This window comes from Haladaptatus caseinilyticus (genome assembly GCF_026248685.1).
GTDB lineage: Archaea > Halobacteriota > Halobacteria > Halobacteriales > Haladaptataceae > Haladaptatus > Haladaptatus caseinilyticus.
Map to the genome: position 1 here is coordinate 223,258 of NZ_CP111036.1, position 18,145 is coordinate 241,402.

At 58.2% G+C, this 18,145-nt stretch carries 20 protein-coding genes, 2 tRNA genes and 2 pseudogenes; 9 read left to right on the forward strand and 15 right to left on the reverse strand.

The genetic code is table 11. The features are described from left to right. Positions 1-113 precede the first annotated feature (113 nt). From OOF89_RS01265 to OOF89_RS01285, 5 genes and pseudogenes are all read left to right on the forward strand, one after another. A complete protein-coding gene (locus OOF89_RS01265; RefSeq protein WP_266077804.1) occupies positions 114-1,313 on the forward strand; it encodes a phosphoglycerate kinase in 1,200 nt (399 codons plus the stop codon). Next, positions 1,314-1,790, forward strand: a complete 477-nt coding sequence (locus OOF89_RS01270; protein ID WP_266077805.1) for a GNAT family N-acetyltransferase — start codon at positions 1,314-1,316, stop codon at positions 1,788-1,790. Positions 1,791-1,807: 17 nt separating this feature from the next. Beyond that, positions 1,808-1,881: transfer RNA gene (locus OOF89_RS01275), tRNA-Thr, on the forward strand. 423 nt (positions 1,882-2,304) lie between these two features. After that, positions 2,305-2,697, forward strand: coding sequence for a hypothetical protein (locus OOF89_RS01280; protein WP_266077806.1), 393 nt, complete (start codon positions 2,305-2,307; stop codon positions 2,695-2,697). A 56-nt stretch (positions 2,698-2,753) separates the two neighbouring features. Beyond that, positions 2,754-3,013, forward strand: a pseudogene (locus tag OOF89_RS01285) (macro domain-containing protein); the annotation flags it as partial. A gap of 121 nt (positions 3,014-3,134) precedes the next feature. On the opposite strand, the gene OOF89_RS01290 reads toward OOF89_RS01285, so the two are convergent. From OOF89_RS01290 to OOF89_RS01305, 4 genes are all read right to left on the reverse strand, one after another. After that, entirely contained in the window at positions 3,135-3,434 is a 300-nt protein-coding gene (locus OOF89_RS01290; protein WP_266077807.1) for a hypothetical protein, read from the reverse strand. Further along, complete coding sequence (gene bcp, locus OOF89_RS01295) at positions 3,431-3,880, reverse strand: thioredoxin-dependent thiol peroxidase (RefSeq protein ID WP_266077808.1); 450 nt, start codon at positions 3,878-3,880, stop codon at positions 3,431-3,433. The genes OOF89_RS01290 and bcp overlap by 4 nt, the downstream gene beginning before the upstream one ends. 40 nt (positions 3,881-3,920) lie before the next feature. After that, positions 3,921-4,091: a hypothetical protein gene (locus OOF89_RS01300; RefSeq protein WP_266077809.1), complete on the reverse strand. Its 171-nt coding sequence runs from the start codon at positions 4,089-4,091 to the stop codon at positions 3,921-3,923. Positions 4,092-4,350: 259 nt separating this feature from the next. Beyond that, positions 4,351-4,572, reverse strand: a complete 222-nt coding sequence (locus OOF89_RS01305; protein ID WP_266077810.1) for a helix-turn-helix domain-containing protein — start codon at positions 4,570-4,572, stop codon at positions 4,351-4,353. A 148-nt stretch (positions 4,573-4,720) separates the two neighbouring features. On the opposite strand from OOF89_RS01305, the pseudogene OOF89_RS24735 reads away from it, so the two are divergent. Continuing rightward, positions 4,721-5,083 (forward strand): annotated as a pseudogene (locus OOF89_RS24735) (DUF7500 family protein); the annotation flags it as partial. Here the strand turns inward: OOF89_RS24735 and OOF89_RS01310 are convergent. The 3 genes from OOF89_RS01310 to OOF89_RS01320 all read right to left on the reverse strand — a co-directional run bounded on the left by OOF89_RS01310 (position 5,059) and on the right by OOF89_RS01320 (position 6,489). Next, positions 5,059-5,688 (reverse strand): archaellin/type IV pilin N-terminal domain-containing protein, encoded by a 630-nt coding sequence (locus tag OOF89_RS01310; protein ID WP_266077811.1) that lies wholly within the window; start codon positions 5,686-5,688, stop codon positions 5,059-5,061. The pseudogene OOF89_RS24735 and the gene OOF89_RS01310 overlap by 25 nt on opposite strands. A gap of 177 nt (positions 5,689-5,865) precedes the next feature. After that, on the reverse strand, positions 5,866-6,129 hold the full coding sequence (locus OOF89_RS24740; protein ID WP_456071283.1) for a DUF7521 family protein: 264 nt from the start codon (positions 6,127-6,129) through the stop codon (positions 5,866-5,868). 18 nt (positions 6,130-6,147) lie between these two features. Next, the gene (locus OOF89_RS01320; protein WP_266077813.1) at positions 6,148-6,489 is read right to left on the reverse strand and encodes an ArsR/SmtB family transcription factor; all 342 of its coding nucleotides are present in this window, start codon (positions 6,487-6,489) and stop codon (positions 6,148-6,150) included. A gap of 169 nt (positions 6,490-6,658) precedes the next feature. On the opposite strand from OOF89_RS01320, the gene OOF89_RS01325 reads away from it, so the two are divergent. The 3 genes from OOF89_RS01325 to OOF89_RS01335 all read left to right on the forward strand — a co-directional run bounded on the left by OOF89_RS01325 (position 6,659) and on the right by OOF89_RS01335 (position 10,466). Next, entirely contained in the window at positions 6,659-7,069 is a 411-nt protein-coding gene (locus OOF89_RS01325) for a chemotaxis protein CheW (RefSeq protein WP_266077814.1), read from the forward strand. A 528-nt stretch (positions 7,070-7,597) separates the two neighbouring features. Then, a complete protein-coding gene (gene glmS / locus OOF89_RS01330) occupies positions 7,598-9,418 on the forward strand; it encodes a glutamine--fructose-6-phosphate transaminase (isomerizing) (RefSeq protein WP_266077815.1) in 1,821 nt (606 codons plus the stop codon). 88 nt (positions 9,419-9,506) lie between these two features. Further along, the gene (locus OOF89_RS01335; protein ID WP_266077816.1) at positions 9,507-10,466 is read left to right on the forward strand and encodes a polysaccharide deacetylase family protein; all 960 of its coding nucleotides are present in this window, start codon (positions 9,507-9,509) and stop codon (positions 10,464-10,466) included. 133 nt (positions 10,467-10,599) lie between these two features. On the opposite strand, the gene OOF89_RS01340 is transcribed toward OOF89_RS01335, so the two are convergent. The 8 genes from OOF89_RS01340 to OOF89_RS01375 all read right to left on the reverse strand — a co-directional run bounded on the left by OOF89_RS01340 (position 10,600) and on the right by OOF89_RS01375 (position 18,046). Continuing rightward, entirely contained in the window at positions 10,600-10,824 is a 225-nt protein-coding gene (locus OOF89_RS01340; RefSeq protein WP_266077817.1) for a hypothetical protein, read from the reverse strand. 63 nt (positions 10,825-10,887) lie between these two features. Further along, a tRNA-OTHER gene (locus OOF89_RS01345) sits at positions 10,888-10,972 on the reverse strand. Between the two features lie 109 nt (positions 10,973-11,081). Further along, on the reverse strand, positions 11,082-12,035 hold the full coding sequence (locus OOF89_RS01350; protein ID WP_266077818.1) for an NAD-dependent epimerase/dehydratase family protein: 954 nt from the start codon (positions 12,033-12,035) through the stop codon (positions 11,082-11,084). Next, complete coding sequence (locus OOF89_RS01355; RefSeq protein ID WP_266077819.1) at positions 12,032-13,618, reverse strand: alkaline phosphatase family protein; 1,587 nt, start codon at positions 13,616-13,618, stop codon at positions 12,032-12,034. The genes OOF89_RS01350 and OOF89_RS01355 overlap by 4 nt, the downstream gene beginning before the upstream one ends. Positions 13,619-13,687: 69 nt before the next feature. Then, a complete protein-coding gene (locus tag OOF89_RS01360) occupies positions 13,688-13,891 on the reverse strand; it encodes a hypothetical protein (RefSeq protein ID WP_266077820.1) in 204 nt (67 codons plus the stop codon). 357 nt (positions 13,892-14,248) lie between these two features. Beyond that, positions 14,249-16,045 (reverse strand): hypothetical protein, encoded by a 1,797-nt coding sequence (locus tag OOF89_RS01365; RefSeq protein ID WP_266077821.1) that lies wholly within the window; start codon positions 16,043-16,045, stop codon positions 14,249-14,251. Positions 16,046-16,070: 25 nt separating this feature from the next. Further along, a complete protein-coding gene (locus tag OOF89_RS01370) occupies positions 16,071-17,123 on the reverse strand; it encodes a DUF354 domain-containing protein (RefSeq protein ID WP_266077822.1) in 1,053 nt (350 codons plus the stop codon). Then, the gene (locus OOF89_RS01375) at positions 17,123-18,046 is read right to left on the reverse strand and encodes a glycosyltransferase family 4 protein (RefSeq protein WP_407661620.1); all 924 of its coding nucleotides are present in this window, start codon (positions 18,044-18,046) and stop codon (positions 17,123-17,125) included. Before OOF89_RS01375 ends, OOF89_RS01370 begins: the two co-directional genes overlap by 1 nt. Positions 18,047-18,145: the final 99 nt, after the last annotated feature.

An 18,145-nucleotide genomic window follows, 5' to 3' on the forward strand; every position in this document is an offset into this window, starting at 1 on the left:
TGTTCGAAGGTTGTGTCCGATTCTTTTGTTTTCTCACTGTTTACTCGAAAGTGTGTTTATTTTCATTATCTACTACCGACACACATATGCCGGGCGGTGTTGGAGCCACACGTATGCCTATTCAGACCCTGGACGACCTCGCCGTCCAAGGGACGACCCTCGGCGTGCGCATCGACATCAACAGCCCGTTGACCGAGTCCGGTGACCTCGCCGACGATGCGCGTCTTCGGGCCCACGTCGATACCCTCTCGGAACTGTTGGAACGCGGCGGTAAAGTGGCGGTTTTCGCTCACCAAGGCAGACCCGGTGGCGACGATTTCGCGAGCCTCTCTCCCCACGCGGACCGATTGGACGAACTACTGCCGTATCCCGTTTCACATTGCGATGCGACGTTCTCCGCGGACGCACGGACCGCGGTGGAAAACCTCCGGGAAAGCGAAGCCGTCGTGCTCGAGAACACGCGCTTTTACAGCGAAGAGTACATGGAGTTCCCTGCGGAGCAGGCCGCTCAAACACACCTCGTCGACCGGCTCGTTCCAGTGCTCGACGCGTACGTCAACGACGCGTTTGCGGCCGCCCACCGGTCACAGCCATCGCTCGTTGGCTTTCCGACGCGGCTTCCGGGCTACGTCGGCAGGGTCATGGAGCAGGAACTCGACGTGCTCGGTGATATCGATGCGACCCCGCGCCCACGCGTGTACGTTGTCGGTGGTGCAAAAGTCTCCGACTCCATCGCTGTCGCCGAGAACGTGCTGGAACGCGACCTCGCGGACCACGTGCTGACGGCGGGCGTCGTCGGCAACGTCTTTCTGTTCGCCGACGGTGCCGACCTCGGCGACGCGAGTGCGGACTTCATCCACGATCAAGGATACTGGGACTACATCGACGATGCCGCGGATCTGTTGGAAGCCTATAGCGACAAAATCCATCTGCCGAAGGACGCCGCAGTCGAGCGAAACGGCGAACGCGCCGAACTAACCCGCGACGACTTCCCGCCGGAAGAGGATGAGGCCGCGATGGACATCGGCAAAGCCACCATCACCGCCTATTCAAAAATACTCCGCGAGGCGGGCACTGTCATCCTTAACGGTCCAGCAGGCGTGTTCGAGGACGATACGTTCGCCGACGGAACCCGGGAGTTGTACACCGAAGCGGTGAACGCCGAGTACAGCATCGTCGGTGGCGGAGACACTGCGGCCGCGATTCGAAAGTTCGACCTTTCCGGCTTCGACCACGTCAGCACCGGCGGTGGCGCGTGTCTCCGAATGTTGACGGGTGACCAACTTCCAGCAGTGGACGCGCTCTCCAGATAGATGGTCACGATAGGGGCGGCGACGAGTGCGGATATCGATCACCTCGCCGACCTCTGGGTCGAACTCGCTCGTGACCAACGCGCGCACGGTTCACATCTCCTTCCGGACGAAAACCGAAATAACGTCCGCAACAGTATCGCTCGACACGTAATCGAAAACACGCTGCTCGTCGCACGTGACCCGGCTGTCGTCGGGTTCGTCATGTTCGAACTCCAGTCCGGCGTCTACGAACAGGCGACAACCCGCGGCGTCATTCAGAACATCTACGTCGAGCCCGAACGACGGGATTCTGGCATCGGTACGAAGCTCCTGGATGCCGCGGAAAACACATTGGTCGAGCGTGGTGCGGAGCGGTTGGCCTTGGAAGTGATGGCGGGAAACGAAGACGCCCGGAGACTGTATCGAAACCGGGGATACGAACCGCATCGTATCGAGTTGGAAAAATCGGTCGAAAACGATAACCACTCAAAGGAGTAGCCACAATTCCCATCTGCGCCAAGGGAGCTTGGGTGGTTCAAGCACTCGATTTGTAATCGAGAATACGTGGGTTCAAATCCCACCCTTGGCTTTTCGATTGTTTTCGTGCGAGCGGAGTCCGCGTGGCGATATGAACGATAGTTACCATAGTTGAAAAGACGGGTTGACACCGTCTGTTCGACATACCTGCCTTCGAAACACCCGTGTTGAATGTCGATTATCGCCACAACTATCATCCGAATTGTCATTTCTGCACCCGTTGTTACGATGATTTCTCGTATCATCGATAGTAAACGAATAGTTGTGTTTGATTTTGAACTGTTTACACATTATCTGTGGTACACAATCGGTATTTCGAATACCACAAAAGCGACTAATTTCAGCGACACGACCTTCATCGGACAGGATTAACCGGCTCTTAACTCCGAATCCCGGGTTGTGAACTGTTGTTGGCCGTCCGACCGGCCACAACTATCGCGCGGTTTTATACCGGTACGGTGCCTGTCCGTTTTGCATGAGCCGCACCCAGAGCGTCCCCCTCTGGATGGCATCTCCCGAGGAGTTTCGAAGTACGCTCAAGATGGTGTTGAGTACGGCGTACAAAAACGACCGCCGGTTCGACCGCTCGTGGACGTTCAGCTATCCAGACGATGACCTATCCGACCTGATGGTCGAGATCACGCATTTAGAGAAAGGTGGAACGAGCGTGATGATGAATCCACCCCAGCCGACGAAGCCCCCCGAACAAGCCGTCGTCAAGGATTTCCGCGACGTGCTCGGTGACCTCCTACTGAAAGGGCATCATCGTGGAATCGAGTTCGACCGCTCCTGGACTCTTCGATACCCCGAGGCAGACCATCCGGACCTGATGGTCGAGGTAACACACGTGGAAGAGCGTCCCGACTGATCGAAACAGCACGTGATCGCCCCGAAGACCGTGCCGATGACGGAAGAATCGAGAACATGCAGTTTACCGTCGTCCACGGAGACATCGCGGAACAGAGTACAGACGTGCTCGTCAACGCCGCAGGGACCAGTCTCAGAATGGAAGCGGAGTGGCAGGTGCGCTCCGGCGCGGAGCAAACGGGCCGATACACGACGACGCGATTTCCAACGGTCCCATCGAACTCGGCAGCGCCGCAGTAACCGGTGCGTACGAATTCGACACGGAGTACGTCGTTCACGCTGCGGCCATGCCTCACTACGGCGACGGGCATGCAACGGACGTTCGACTCATCGCCTACGGTGACGACGAACTCCGGACGGTTCGTTATGTTTTGGAATCGGCCAAAAACGCCCGACTAAAGGCCGGAAAACAGTCATATTCTCGATGAAATTCGTCTCTCACCGGGCTGAGGAGTCGTTTGGTTCCATGTCCTCTTCCGCATCTCCCGACCCGATTCCGAGCGTCGCGGCGGTCTCGATGGCCTCGACATCGAGTTCGCAGAGCTCTGCGACGACCCGCTGTGGAACGACGACTCGAAGCGTCTCGAACGCCAGTTCTGCATCGACTTCGCCGTCAAGTGCTTCCACTCGCTTTTTGATTCGGCCGGCGTCCGCGTCACCGAGTCGGAGCACGAGGGAGACTGTTTCGTCTCGCGGATTATCGCGTATTCTGCGCACGGGGTGGGACAGGTAGGTCATTCGAGCCTCGAAAGGATTTCTTGGGCGTGGCCGTCGGGTGACACGTCCGTAAACACGTGCTCGATGGTGCCGTTCCGGACGACGAACGTGTTCCGGAAAACGCCATCGAAGGTCTTTCCGAACATGTTCTTTTCGCCGTAAGAGCCGTACGCACTCGCTACCTCGCCGGATTCGTCGCTCAGCAGTTCGATTGGAAGGTCGTATTTGTCGCGGAACTTTTCGAGATCCGAAACTGAGTCATCGCTGATTCCGATGATGGGAACCCCACGCTCGGCGAACTCGTCCCACGTGTCGCGAAAACCGCACGCTTCGGTCGTACAGCCAGGGGTGTCGGCACGCGGGTAGAAGTAAACGACCACTCTACCGTCGAAATCGTCCAGTGAAACGGGTTCTCCTGCGTGGTTTGGAAGTTCAAACGCTGGTGCCTGTTGGCCGGGATCGAGCATGACTCTCGCTTCGAAGCGAGCGAAGAACTGCGTTACGGAGTCATTCGCCAGCCACGACGAACGTGCGCCCACCTTTCCGTTCGAGGTGGATAGCGCCGTCTTCGGTGGAAGTTCGGACGTATGCGGCGACTTCGCTGGCGGACAATCCCGATACGTCCGCTGCGTTTCCCGGACGAACGCCCGGTCGTTCCGCACTCGTTTCGACGTTCATGTTCAGTATTTGTCCGGTTGACTAATGAAAGCAAGCCTAGTGGAGCGAAAGTGAACGTGGTCGTATCGGATCCCGAAACGCGCTTGCATTCGGTTTCAAAGCGTGCCGAATCGGACGGGGATATCCATCGGTTGGGAACCGGTCAACAACGATTCGGTACTCGGTGGCGTTGGTTCAATAGCAGAGTGCCACCGATCGGTTCTTGTTCAGGACACGCTGAGTCGGACCTGCTCCATCATCGCAAAGACGAACGGTCGGACTACTTCCGCAACGTAACTTGCTCGCCGTCCTTTTCGACCAGTTCGCGCTCTCGAAGGGTCCGGACGATAGTGTACAGCGCGATTTTTGGAAGTCCCAAACCGGTCTGTAGTTCATCGATAGTCGCCTCTCGTGTGGTCGTGAGGTAGAGATACACGAGTTTTGCACGGGGAGATGCCAGTTCGTCAGGTATCGGTGTCGAAGGTGCCGTTCTGATACTCATGTTGGTATTGCAGGGAAAACATTCGACAATAATAAAGCCTCGTGACGACAATTGTCGAAAACACCTGTGATATCACTTTTTCGACCAGTGTTCTCTCGGAGCTGAACTGCCGGTGATTTTATGTAATGGCCCGTGGTAGCGGTCGCTCATGGGTCCAGCGCGGGACGAGGCCGACGAGGAGACGGGGGCAGTCCTTTCAGCCGACGAACTCGATATCGAACGAAGTGACAACGTCGTCGCACTGGATGAGGGCCGGTACGTCATCGGGTCGCACGGTGAGCCGTCCGTCCCGGATCGGCCGGTGCTCGACTCCGCGTCGGAGACGACGACCGAAACTGTATCACCATCGACATTCTCGTCCACATCGCAATCGGGCGAGTCGGAGGAGGCAAACGGCCGAACACAACCAGATTCACGGATCGACTCCCGTGAGGTCCACCGATGGCTCGAAGACGACCTCGACGACGTTGACTCCCGCTACGGGTTTCACATCTCTGCGAAGTCGGAAGGAGCGATCAGCCACCAGCGGATGTTCTCCGACGACGTCGGGACGGTTTTCGACAGTCTTCTGAGTTTGAGTTCGACCGTCTCACCCTCGCCGAGGTTGCTTCCACCGATTGCTCCCGCGTTCATCGAGATGGTGAATCGATCGTCCTGACTGTTGAGTACGGGGACGGAGTTGTCCTGATCTTTGATGTCCGAGACGTTGAACTGCGTGCTCGTCCCTGCACCGCCGCTACCGTTGAAAGTAGCGTCAACTTCACTCATGTTTCCGGACACGAGTGTGGTTGCCTTGTTCGGGCCGATCCACTCGATGGTGGCCGTCGAGAGGTTGATATCGTCGGACCCCGAGCCACGCATGACCGTGAGGTTGATGTAATCGACCCTCTCGTTGTTCGTGACGTTACCGAAACCGCTGACGACTTGCACGCGGTTCGAGACCTGTGCGCTGCTGTCCTGACCGGTCTGTTCGGACTTCGACTGCAGGAAGCCCGCCGTGTTGATGAGCACACCGGCCGCGATCGCGGCGACCAGCACCATCGCGATGAACACGATGAGCGTTCCGATACCGACTTGGCCTCGGTTGTCGAGGCGTTCTTGAATTGCGTCTTTCATGATTTCTCACATCATGTCCGAGAAGATATGTATCACAACCCGGACTCTATTCGAGACAAATCAAAGGAATGTATTAAATCTACGTGTTCAATTATCAGACGTGATATCGACAAACCCAGGCATTTATAGTCTCTTATCAGCACATTGGGTTCTCAGTATGAATGGGTAGAGACAGTACTAGTCATCTTTCCATAATTGAAAAATAATGAAAAGATATCCGATCGTCGAGATAAGATAGTTAACCGACAACAGATAGCGAATCCCCTGAAAATCGAGCAAAAACGCGCTGATGGTCGTTGCAAGGGACGCCGAAACGAGACACGTGAACCCGACAGAGAGGTGAAAAAGCGCTGGACGGGACGTTCGATAATACGCCCGTACTGCGAACGCAACCATCGATAGACCTGCGACAACCACGGTAAGACTGAAAGCGATGTACAGGAGTTCGGTCCCCCCATCTTATCGCTCCTCTTTCAAATCACGCCACACATCCACCAACGAGTTTTCGACTTCGGGGCGGTCATCGACGGCGACGTCGATGCCGTCGCTCGAAAAAGCGATCGAAACGGCATCGATATCCCGACGATATACTTTCGGCCGGCGACCCTCGTTGGAGAACTCCCGCCCGGTGAGTTCGAGCAGGTTCGCCTCCGTGAGTTCCTCGATTCTTCGATAGCTGGTCGCTATCGGAATGCCGAGTTCCTCACTCAGCTCCTGCACCGATTTCGGCTTATGCGTCGCGTCGAGTATCTCGGCGTTGTACTTATTGCCGAGCACGCGAAGCAGTTCCAGGGACCCCATCGGTTATCGGGTTTGATAACAAGACCATAAAAAGATACCGTACCGAATTGCATCGAAACTTACAGAGAAAATAATCGTATTATAGAGTGGTTTCGAAAGCTGTAAAACGGGATCGTCCACGACACCGTTCTACGGAACAGTAAAGTGAGTTCACGGAAGAGAAGGGATTATGTCAAAAAGAGTTTCGGAACTCCAAGTTTTGGTCTTTCGACTCGAAAACAAACGATACTGCGTCGATATCGCACATATCGACGAAATCGTCGATAGACACGAGGTGACCACACTTCCTGATTCCCCTCGACACGTCGAGGGAGTGATGGACCTTCGCGGGGCGACGACAACCATCGTCAACCCGAAGACGGTGCTCGGACTAAACGATTCGGTGACTGGTAATCGTGTCGTCGTCTTCGAGACGGAGGACGAACGACGCATCGGGTGGCTTATCGACGAAGTGAATCAGGTCGTCAGCGTGGACGAAACCGAATTTGATGACTCCGTCGAAAGCAAATCGGTACACGGCGTTATCCGCCAGAACGATGAGTTCGTCATCTGGGTCAAGCCGTCAGCGATCAACAACTGAGCTGGAACGTACTGAAATGCGTCGCCGACCGCTATCGGAGCGTAGTGATGAATTAGTTGGTCCATCCCACACCACGTATGTGCGATCTGGTGCCCTCATGAGTAGTCGAAGCATATCAAAAATATTTTTTAAATGATGATTAGTCAGTCACTTTCCCATCTACTGATTCGAAAGTAGTTCGGTCGTACCAGTCGGTATCCCTTGTTTCTGAAATTTATTCGTAGAATTCCCATCCATCGTTTTTTGACGATAGAGCGGAAGTACGACCGTCTTAGCGGGACATAAGACAATCCTTCACACTGTTCAGCGACTGTATAACAAAGAGGGAATCAGGGGATTCGTAGATACAGTTCAGCCCTCGATAGCGGTTCCGTCGAGGTGCGCAGGACAGTGGTGGAGGCGAGTTACCCATGAGATTTCCGAACGCTAGGCGAACAGTAGACAAAAGTCGTAACGCACAGCAGAACGAACGCTATCTTTCATTCGGTCAGCAATGAGTACAAACGAACTGTGGGAGGTATCCCACTAATGTGTGGTATTATCGCTCGGATCGGCGAAACCGACGACGCGGTGGACGAACTGCTCGTCGGTCTCGAAAATCTCGAATACCGAGGATACGATTCGGCAGGATTGGCGGTGAAAAACGGCCGTGGTCCGACGGTTTTCAAGCGCGAGGGACAGATCTCGAACCTCAAGGATTTGCTGGCGAACGAGGTTCCGTCCGGGGAGCTTGGAATCGGTCACACGCGCTGGAGCACTCACGGTCCTCCGACTGACGAGAACGCTCATCCACATACCGGCTGCTCCGATCGCGTTGCAGTCGTCCACAACGGTATCATCGAGAACCACGACGCGCTCCGGACGGAGCTCAGTGAACGAGGTCACTATTTCAAGAGTGATACCGACACCGAAGTCATCCCTCACTTGGTGGAAGAACACCTCGCAGATGGCGCAACGCCGGAACAAGCGTTCCGACGGACGGTACAGCGACTTTCGGGAAGTTACGCCATCGCCATGTTGGTCGACGAGAGCGACGCCATCTACGCGACCCGTTCCGGGTCGCCGCTCGTACTCGGCGTTCGTGAGGGGAAGTATTACCTCGCCAGTGACGTCCCCGCCTTCTTGGATTTCACTGACGAAGTTATCTTCCTCGACGACGGCGATGTGGTCGTCCTCGAACCGGGCCACCACGAAATCACGACGCTCGACGGCGAACCGATCGAACGCCCGACGCAGACTATCGATTGGGACCCTGAGGATGCAGGGAAGGGTGCCTACGACCATTACATGCTCAAGGAAATTCACGAACAACCCACGTCGCTCCGCCAAACGCTTCGAGGGCGAGCCGACCCCGTAACAGGTGACATCCACCTCGAAGATTTTCCACCGGGGACGTTCGAGGACGTCGAACGAGTCCAGTTCGTCGCTTGTGGGACGTCGTATCACGCAGGCTTGGTCGGGAGCAACTTCATCGGAAGTCGGGGGCTCCCTTCCCAGACGTTCCTCGCGAGCGAATACGCCGTTTCGAGACCGCCAGTCGATGAAAATACGCTCGTTATCGGCGTCACCCAAAGCGGTGAGACGGCGGACACGCTCGCTGCACTCAGGGAGGCGAAAGACGGCGGCGCACGAACGCTCGCGGTGACGAACGTCGTCGGGTCCACGGCCGCCCGCGAATGCGATGACGCGTTGTTCATCCGAGCAGGACCCGAAATCGGCGTCGCCGCGACGAAGACGTTCTCCTCACAAGTCGTCTCGCTTTCCCTGCTCGGGGAGCGACTCGTCCGTGACGTGGTCGGCCACAGAAGCGAAGGCATAACGGATGTGCTGTCCGCGCTTTCGGACCTCCCTGACCACGTCCAACAGATTCTCGACTATTCGAAAGCCCATCGGATCGCAAAACAGTACCACGACAGTGAGGCGTACTTCTTCATCGGCCGGGGGTCGGTCTTCCCGGTCGCACTCGAAGGTGCGCTCAAATTCAAAGAGATATCCTACGAACACGCGGAAGGCTTCGCAGCGGGAGAGTTGAAACACGGACCGCTAGCCTTGGTTACGCCCGCAACGCCCGTCTTCGCGGTGTTCACTGGCCGCCACGATCAGAAGACGTTGAGCAACGTAAAGGAGGTCGAAGCCCGCGGTGCACCGGTCGTCGCAGTGACGAGCGATGCGAACGAAGCGGTCGTCCAGCATGCGAACGACGTACTGACGATTCCCGAGACGCATCCCGACGTCGCGGGTATCCTCGCCAACGTCCAACTCCAACTGCTCTCGTATCACGCCGCGGAGCAACTCGACCGGCCCATCGATAAACCGCGTAACCTGGCCAAGAGCGTGACCGTCGAATGAACCGGACGGGTAATCGAAGCTTACCCGTCCGAACCAACCTGAACGGTCAGCGCGGTTTAATCGCTGTCCAACCCCAGTTTCGACAGGAATGAACGCCGTCGTACTCTCTCTGGACGCCGAGCTTGCCTGGGGGTACCACGACCTCGCGGAGGTTCCGGAACACGTCGAGAGTGCACGAACGTCGTGGTCTCGTCTCCTCGCACTCTTCGACGAGTACAACGTTCCGGCCACGTGGGCCGTCGTCGGACACCTCTTTCTCGATTCGTGCGACGGAGAACACACCAGCCACGTAGCACCGACCGATGACTGGTTCGACCGCGACCCGAGCGGCGTCGCGGAACGACATCCACTCTGGTTCGCGGACGGCCTCATCGAGGATATCTCCGACGCGAAGGCGAGCCACGAAATCGGCTGTCACACGTTCTCCCATGTCGAATACGGTGACGAACGAACGACCCGGGAGGTGGCAGTCGCGGAGACTCGAGCCAGTCTCGAAATCGCGGATGATGTCGGTTACGATTTAGAATCGTTCGTCTTCCCGAGGAACAATATCGGCCATCGGGACGTGCTCGCAGCGTACGGCTTTACCTGCTATCGAGGGACCCGTCCCGAGCTCTGGTACGATAGGGGCCGGTTCCGGTCGCTCGCCAAGGCTATCGACTTGACCGTGAGCAAGACGAGTCCACCACTCGTCACCCCCGAACCGGACGAATACGGGTTGATAAACATCCCCGCGTCGATGTTCCTCTTCGGCTACGAAGGTCGAGTTCGAACCATCACCGAAGGTATCTGGGAAGACCCACTCATTCGGTCGGCAAAACGCGGAATCGACCGCGCCGCGGACGCCGACGAGGGTATCTTCCACCTCTGGATGCATCCCAACAACTTCACCGAGGAGCGTGACTTCGAGCGGCTACGCGTCGTGCTGGAACACCTCGCCAAGCGTCGGGACGAGGCGAGAGTGCAAGTGCTGACGATGGGGGAAATCGCCAACCAACTTCGGGAAGCCGATCCTGCGACGACGCGAACCCCGATCGGCCCGCGTTGACGGACTCGAGGTTGGCATCAATCAACGGCGAATCGTTTCGGTCTGACCCGTTTCCGATCCGCCCGAAAAATTCGGAGTTCCTTTTTCCGGAGATACCGACGGACTGCGGCAGGACGATTATTCACTCAGTGTATCAAGCATCGTGGGGCCGAGGGGGGTCGCTCGTGGCTTGAAGGGACCGGAGAGCGGCGGAAAATGTAGCGGCTAATTCGTACGCGAGCGAGCGCCGGGAGAAACCGTCGATGTCCACGGCCGGAAACCACGTGCCATCTTTCGTAGATATGGCCTGAGGAACGACATCCGTTACGGCCGCACCGACGGTCGTAGTGACTCCGACGTTTGCATCAGTTTTCTCCACTCGACGTCCTGAAAGACAACGCCACGCTCGCTTTCACTCCTCGCCCTCGCTCGTCGAAGAAAACGGAAGGGGCGGGATTCGAACCACGCGAAGCCTATCAGGCTCCCACCGACGAATCGGTGGTGCTCTACCACTGAGCCACCCTTCCACGTTCCATAGGTTGGTCGGAGCTATCTTTGTTATGGGCAGGCTGAAACCAGTCAATCGACATCTTCGACACAAAGGGTCAGTAACAACACCGGTCACCGGGGGTCGAGTTAGACCGTCAGTTCGTCGATGAGGGACCCGAGTCCCGACGACAGCGAGACGGTCGATTCGTAGCCCAACGCCATCTTCGCTCGACTCACGTCGGCTCGACTGTGGTCGATGTCACCCGGACGGGGGTCGACGTGGACGATATCCGACTTCGAGTCGGCCACGTCGCGTACCGTCTCTGCGAGTTCTCGAATCGTGACACTCTCGCCGGTGCCGACGTTGAACGCCTCGCCCGTTCGGTCGGTCGTCCCGGCGCGAAGGTTCGCCTGCACAACGTCCGAGATGTGGACGAAATCCCGGGTTTGGGTGCCGTCACCTTCGATGGTGATGTCCTCGCCTGCGCGCGCCTGCTGCATGAATACCTGCACGACGCCGCTGTACTCCGGATTTTGTCCCTTCCCGTAGACGTTGAAATATCGGAGTGCCACCGTCTCGACGCCATAGAGGTCGTAAAATCGCCGTGTGTACTGGTCAGCCGTCAGTTTGTCGATGCCGTACGGGGACGTCGGCATCTTTCGCGCCGATTCCGGAATCGGCACCGACTCGGGAGGTCCGTACACCGCAGCACTAGATGCGAGGACGACTCGTGCGTCCTCTCGGCGAGCACGGTCGAGGACGGCGAGCGTTCCATCGCAGGTCACAGCGTGGCTTCGAAGCGGGTGCTCGACGGAACCCTCGACGCTGACCATCGCGGCTTCGTGAAAAACGATATCGACGCCCGCCATCGCATCCCGAACGGTTTTCGGGTCGCGTACGTCGCCTTCGATGATATCGACCCCTCTCGGGAGCTTTTCCCGACTTCCGGACGAGAAGTCGTCGAGAACACGAACATCGTTTCGTTTCATCAATGCGGCCACGAGATGGCTTCCGACGAAACCCGCACCACCCGTGACGAGTACGGTCTTCCCATGCGGTCCGATTTCTGACCCACCGTCCGATTCGCTCGGGGTGCTCATTCCATATACCCCAGCCCTCGGAGTCGGTCCTCCACATCGTCGAAGTTCGCTTCGACTGCCGCAGGGGTTCCCGATTCGCCGTATTCACGCTGTGAAACCGCTCGGTGACCGGGTTTCGAACCGCTGTGGAAAATCTCTTTCAACACTCGACCGTCGGCGTCCGAGGGAACCGCCTCGTCCAGCGAGTGGAGGACTGTCGGAGCGATATCGGTAACGTTCGCATCCGTCGTTGTCGTCCCTTGTTCGATGCTCGGTCCCCACGCGAAGAAGATTCCTTCCGGTCGATGGCTGGCGACCTTACTCCCGCTGTCCCGGAACACGTCCCTCGTCAGTGACACCGCAGTTTCGTACTCGTCGCGTCCTTTGACGACCAGATCCGGCGAGCGTGGGTCGGTGGGGAACAGTTCGTCGCCATCGTGAACTTTGAGCACTCGGTCTTCCGTTTGTGGGTCGGTCAACCCCTCGAACATGGAGCGGAGGTCCTCTTTGATCGCGGGAACGTCCTCGGGGGTGACAACGCCGGGGTCGAACCGTATCGTATCGTTGATGTACACGTTGCCCGACCCGTGAGCGAACGCGACCGTTTCTTCGAAATCGACGTCGTAGAGGTTGTGCTCGCCCGGCACCTGTGCGGCGACAGAATCGACGACGGAACGTGGGAGATGTTCGACGAGCAACTTTTCGCTCACGCCCATCCGGGAAAGAAGCCCCTGTACACGGTCTTTCGTCAGCCCGAGGCGTGCGAGTGCACCCCGTGTTCCGTCCCCGCCTTTTCGGTGGAGCAATCCTTCGCGCTCCAACAGGGTGTTGAGAAAGACGAACTGGGAGATCGGCCCGAATCCGTGGTCGGAGACGACGAACAGGGCGGCATCGCGGGATTCGGTGTATTCCATCACTTCGCCGAGGATATCGTCCAACTCGCGATAGTGATCGAGGAGGATGTCGTCCTCCCAGATGAGATGCTGGAGTCGGTCCGGCGCGGTGTAGACGAAAAAGAAGAGTCGCCATTGTTCTTCCATCAGCCGACGCATCAGCTTTCGTCTGTTGTCGAGCAGGGTGGACAGTTCCTCCAGAAACTCGTCCGGTCGGTCGCGGAACTCGTCCCACGAGAGACCGATCTTGTAATCCGGAATCGTCTTTTTGAGTTCAGCGCCGAACTCGGTCGGATGCGTGAACCGCTTGTCCATCTCCGGCGTCATCATCCCCGTGACGAGCGTTCCGTCGATTTCGCTCGCGGGATAGGTCATCGGAACGTTGCCGACGGCTGACGGCGAGATGATATCCCACAGCTCGGGCCGTCGAACGTCGGCGCTGGTGTTCATTCGGTGGGAATAGCTCGATTCCAGATGCTGGAAATCGTACAGTCCGTGTTTGTCCGGCCATACTCCCGTTGCGATCGTCGGCCATGCGAGCGGCGTGGCGTCCGGTGTCGTGCTCGAAAGCGGGCCGGAAGCCCCCTCTTCGATCAACCGAGCAAAATTCGGTAGTTGTCCCTCCTCTGTCCATCGGCGAATCAATCCCCACGGGACGCCGTCAAATCCGAGAACGAACGCCCTCACCGGGTTGGAAGTTTCCATCGACATATGTATCGTCGCCGGGGCAGGCCGACCTGCCCGTGGCTCTGTCCCTTCACACCATCGGGAATCGCTTTGTTATGGGCTGATTTCGGCAAATATGGGCGTGGCTACGTCCGGTAGGGCAGGGCTGAGGAATTCGTTTTGCTGGGGCTTGGACGGGGAGGCGACGGGTGGGACTCCCATCAGAACGAACCCGGCCCCCTCGAGACGTTGTTGCAACGACCGCGCTTCCGCAATGGTTTGATACGGACGGCCGACCCCCGACAGTCGCTCGGGCATGACTATTCGCTTCTGTCTGCGCCCATCCGTTCGTGGCCGTATCCCCAGGCGGGCGAGTCGACGAACTCGTCCGTCACGTGATTCCGGGGTATATCACCCGGCGGTGGAAGTCGGGATTGTAGGGAAACACGGAATTCCTCCAGAAAGCGGCACGTCGGCAGGATCCGACGGGCAGGCCATCGACGTGCCTTCCAGTGGAGAAGCCGGGAACGGGCGGCCGAAAAAACTCACGAATCGGCCGTGAGCGACGGGAAATCCTCGTCCGTAGAAATAGCGAAGGAACTTCGTTCTTCAGCAGGCGTTGATCGTCACGACGACCTCCAATTACGCAAAACCGTCTCCAAATCGAATCCGAACCTATTCGATGTAGTATAGGTCGAAACCACCGCCGGATTGCACCCGCGAAACGCCCCGCTGACTGTTCAGCGTTCGGAACCCTTTCCTCGGGAACCGGAGTCCCTTGTAGACCGTCAACTCGCGTTCCCTGGCGGCGTCGGTTACCGGCAAATAGTGTGGTTCCTCGAAGACGGTCGTGAGGCGTTTCGCGGTGAAATTGTCCTCGGTCGCGTTCATATCGCTCCCATAAATCGGTTCGGCTCGCCAGTCAGCCGCTCTGCTCGCCTCGTAGCCCAAGATCGCGTCCGCATATCGCTCTCCCGGTGACCGAAGTCCGGTGAACAGGACGTCACCGCGATTCTCGAACGCCGTCTCGTAGCCCGCCATCCCCGATTCCGAGACTTGTCCGGACGGCTGGTACATGTACGGCGAGTGGAACACCGTCAGCAGCGAAAAGACGAGGAGGACGGCGAACAGTCCACCGGCGAACATCGAGACGAGGCTACCGTTCGGTACCCTCGTCTCGATCGCATCGACACCGCGAGCGACTGCGACACCCCCGAGAATCGTCACGGGGACCATCATGAATCCCAGCACACGGAAATGGAACTGTCCCAGACTCGCCGCGAAAAACGCCCCAAACAGGAGTGTCAAGGGAATCATCCCGACCGCGACGTATTTCGTGAAAGCGCTGGTGTTCGTCCCTCGAACGCGGTCGAGCAGTCCGCCGAGCATGAAGAATCCCGCGAAGACGCTGAGAATCAGGCCGACGAGGAACAGTTTTACGAACAGCAATTTGATGCTTCCACCGAGTTGCGAGAGGCTTGCCGCCGCTTGCGTCGTATCGGTCGCCGCTGCCGGGTCGTCGAGCAGACTCGTGATGAGTGCCGTCACTGCCCCACCAGACCGTTCGTGAAACGGCGTCCAAAGCAAGAACACCGCCGCGAGGAACATCGTTTGGCCGTACAATGCGCGGTGGCGGGAGATGACGTGTCCGTTCCGGAACAGTCGGTAGATGAACTGAACGACGACCACCCCGCCGAAAAGCAAGATGGCGTTCGCGGCCTGTTGTGGATGGACGAAAACGATGGCGACGGACGCCAACGCGAGCAGCGTTCCCGCCGACGAGCCGAGGAGCGGGAGTCGTCGCCCGTCCGTTGCTGTCACGTACTTCGCCAGCAGATAGATGACGAGCGGAAGGAACAGGATCGCTTGCGAGGTCGGGTGTGGCATGACGAAGACGCTGATGGCATTGATTGGGAGGAGCAGGAATCCGGCCAGCGCCGCGAACGTCACGGCGCGATCTTCGTTGACGATGACGCGTACCGTCAACGGGACGAACAGCAGATAGACGAGGACGAACGCGGAAACCATCAGCAGGAGTGACCGACGGAGCGGTATTCCCGTTAATTCGCTAATGACGATTCCCACGGTGTGCGTTCCGGGATAGAGCAGCTCGTACGGTTCCATCCTCCCTGCAACGACGTCCTTCGCCCATCCCAGATGGGTCAATGCATCGCCCGGCCCGTAGAAATGATACCCGCGAATCACCGGAAGTGACGCGATCGAGAGCGTTGCCGTCCCACTCAAAACCAGGCCAATCAACCGGTACCAATCCGGGGACGACACTGCAACGCCAATTCCCGCCAGCAAAGCGATACCGACCCCGACCCAGAAGAGCAGAGGAGTTGCCCGATAAATCGACAGCTCGTACGCCTGCGCCGGTGATTCGTGTGCCATCCAAACACCCGCTGTGAGTGCCAAAAATCCGACGACGAGCACGCTCTTCTCCAGTCGGTGTGCAACAGTTCGTGCCATTCGCTCGTTTCCCGCGTCGGCCGGTTCACCCTTTGTTATGGACTTCCTGTCTGCGTCCAGTTCGGACGAGTACGTCTGTCACGTAATCAACGACGTCGATCTTGTCCTCGATGAGACGATCTCGCCGTCGCGCGAAGGTTTCGGGGTCCGCATCCCTGACGAGATATTTGGCCCGTTCCACTGCATCGCGGTCGTCCGCGGTCGAATAGAGCAGTCCGTACTCGGCCAGTTCGAGGAAGTTGGTCATATCGTTCTCCCCGGCGAACGACTGCGCTCGCACTGCGGGGGTTCCGAGGACTGCGGCCTCCGTCGCCATCGTCGCCGAATCACCGACGTACAGGTCGGCGAAAGCGAGCAAATCGTGTACGAGATGCGGTGGTACCGGCAGTCGATACTCCGCGAACTCCTCCGGAAGCGACGACTCGCTCGTAACGTACACGTCACCATGGTTGGAAAGAAACGAAACGAGATCGCGTTTTGCCTCCCGCGAGAACCCGTTCTGGCCCACATCGTGCAGGGCCGACCACTGCCGAAACCGGATGAGGAAATACGGTTCGTCGGGAGTTACGCCGTATTCCCGTAGTCGGTCGGGGTTCGGAGCAAACCGGTCCGGGTGGAGGTACGCGAGTTCGTGGTAGCCGTCGTATCGGACGTGATTCGAACCGAAATCGTCACGAAATCGACGAGGAGTACAGACGACGTGTGCCAGCGGCGTCGTCAGCCGGTGTGACTGTGCACCCTCGTTGTCGATCCAGACGACGCTCCGTGCACCGACCAACGGGGCGACGTGCGACACCGCAACCCCGCCGATCGCGGTCATAACGTCCGGACGGATTCGCATCGTTTCGTGGAGCAGGCGCGCTTCGTAGGTCGCTTGCACCCGGGCCAGCCCGGAGAGGGAGTTCGCCTTTCCGGCGAGGACGGTGTGCTCGATGTCGTAGTGATCGAGCAGGACGAGCGCGATGTCCTTGTCCCGAGCGAAGACGTGAACGTCGTGGTCATCTTCCTCCAACGCTTTAATGACGTGACGGAAGAAGTGGACGTGCGCCGGGTGCTGAATGGTGATGACGACTTTCATCAGAGGACGGTTTCGTACACGCCGCGGATTCGTTCGCCCATTCGTCCGAGACTGATGTCACGGACGTTTTCACGGCCGTTCGACCGTCGAGGATCCGAAAGTACGTCAACCAGTCCGGCCACGAGTTCGGCGTCCGAGACACAGACTCGCGAAGGTGAAACCGCCGACAAACGGTCCCGGACGTCGCCGACGTCGGTCGTGACGACCGGCAGGTTACAGGCCATCGCCTCCTTGACGGAGTTCGGCGACCCCTCGCTTTTCGAGGGGAGCAAGAGAACGTCCGCGGCGTTGTAGTAGTTCGCCATCTCCTCGTGTGGAACGCCGAAAACGCTCTGGAGTTCGACCGTCCCTTCGATGCGTTCCGCGGCCGCGGCGACGACTCGCTCCGCTCGTGGGAAGTCCTTCACGTCCCGAGTCGGGGGGTACGGAAACAGCACGTGTTTGGCATCCTGTCGCCATCCGACCTCGTTGCGTGCATCCGATTTCGACATCGGCGCGAACCGGGTCAGGTTGATACCGTGGGGGATGACGTGGCAGTCGCAGTCGAGTTCGCCAGCCATCTCGTCGGACATCACGATAACCGCATCACAGTGGCGGGCACAGCGTTTGCTCAGCCAGCCATACTCGCCGAGGAGGTCCGACCCCCACAGCGAAAGGACGACTGGCAAACGAGGTTGAGCGAGCGCCATCGGCGCTGTCAACCCGTAATTCGCGTGAATGAGATCGTATTCCCCGAGCGAATTTCGGAAGACGGTCGGGAAAAAGCGCAAGTAGTCGCTCGGTGACCGCTGCGTAACCGACTCGTCATAGGCACGGTGCATTCCTGGCGGCGAGAGCGTCTCCCCGCGAACGCCGTGCTCACCGAGAACGCGAATTTGCTCGTTGAAAAAGCGGGCATCGGCATTCGTCACGAGGTTTAGCACTCGTAGCGAAGATTCGGTGCTGGTGCTCGATTGAATAACTCCCCTCGTCACAGTGTCCTGAGACTCGCCCGAGAACGGCTTTGTTATCCACCGCTTTAT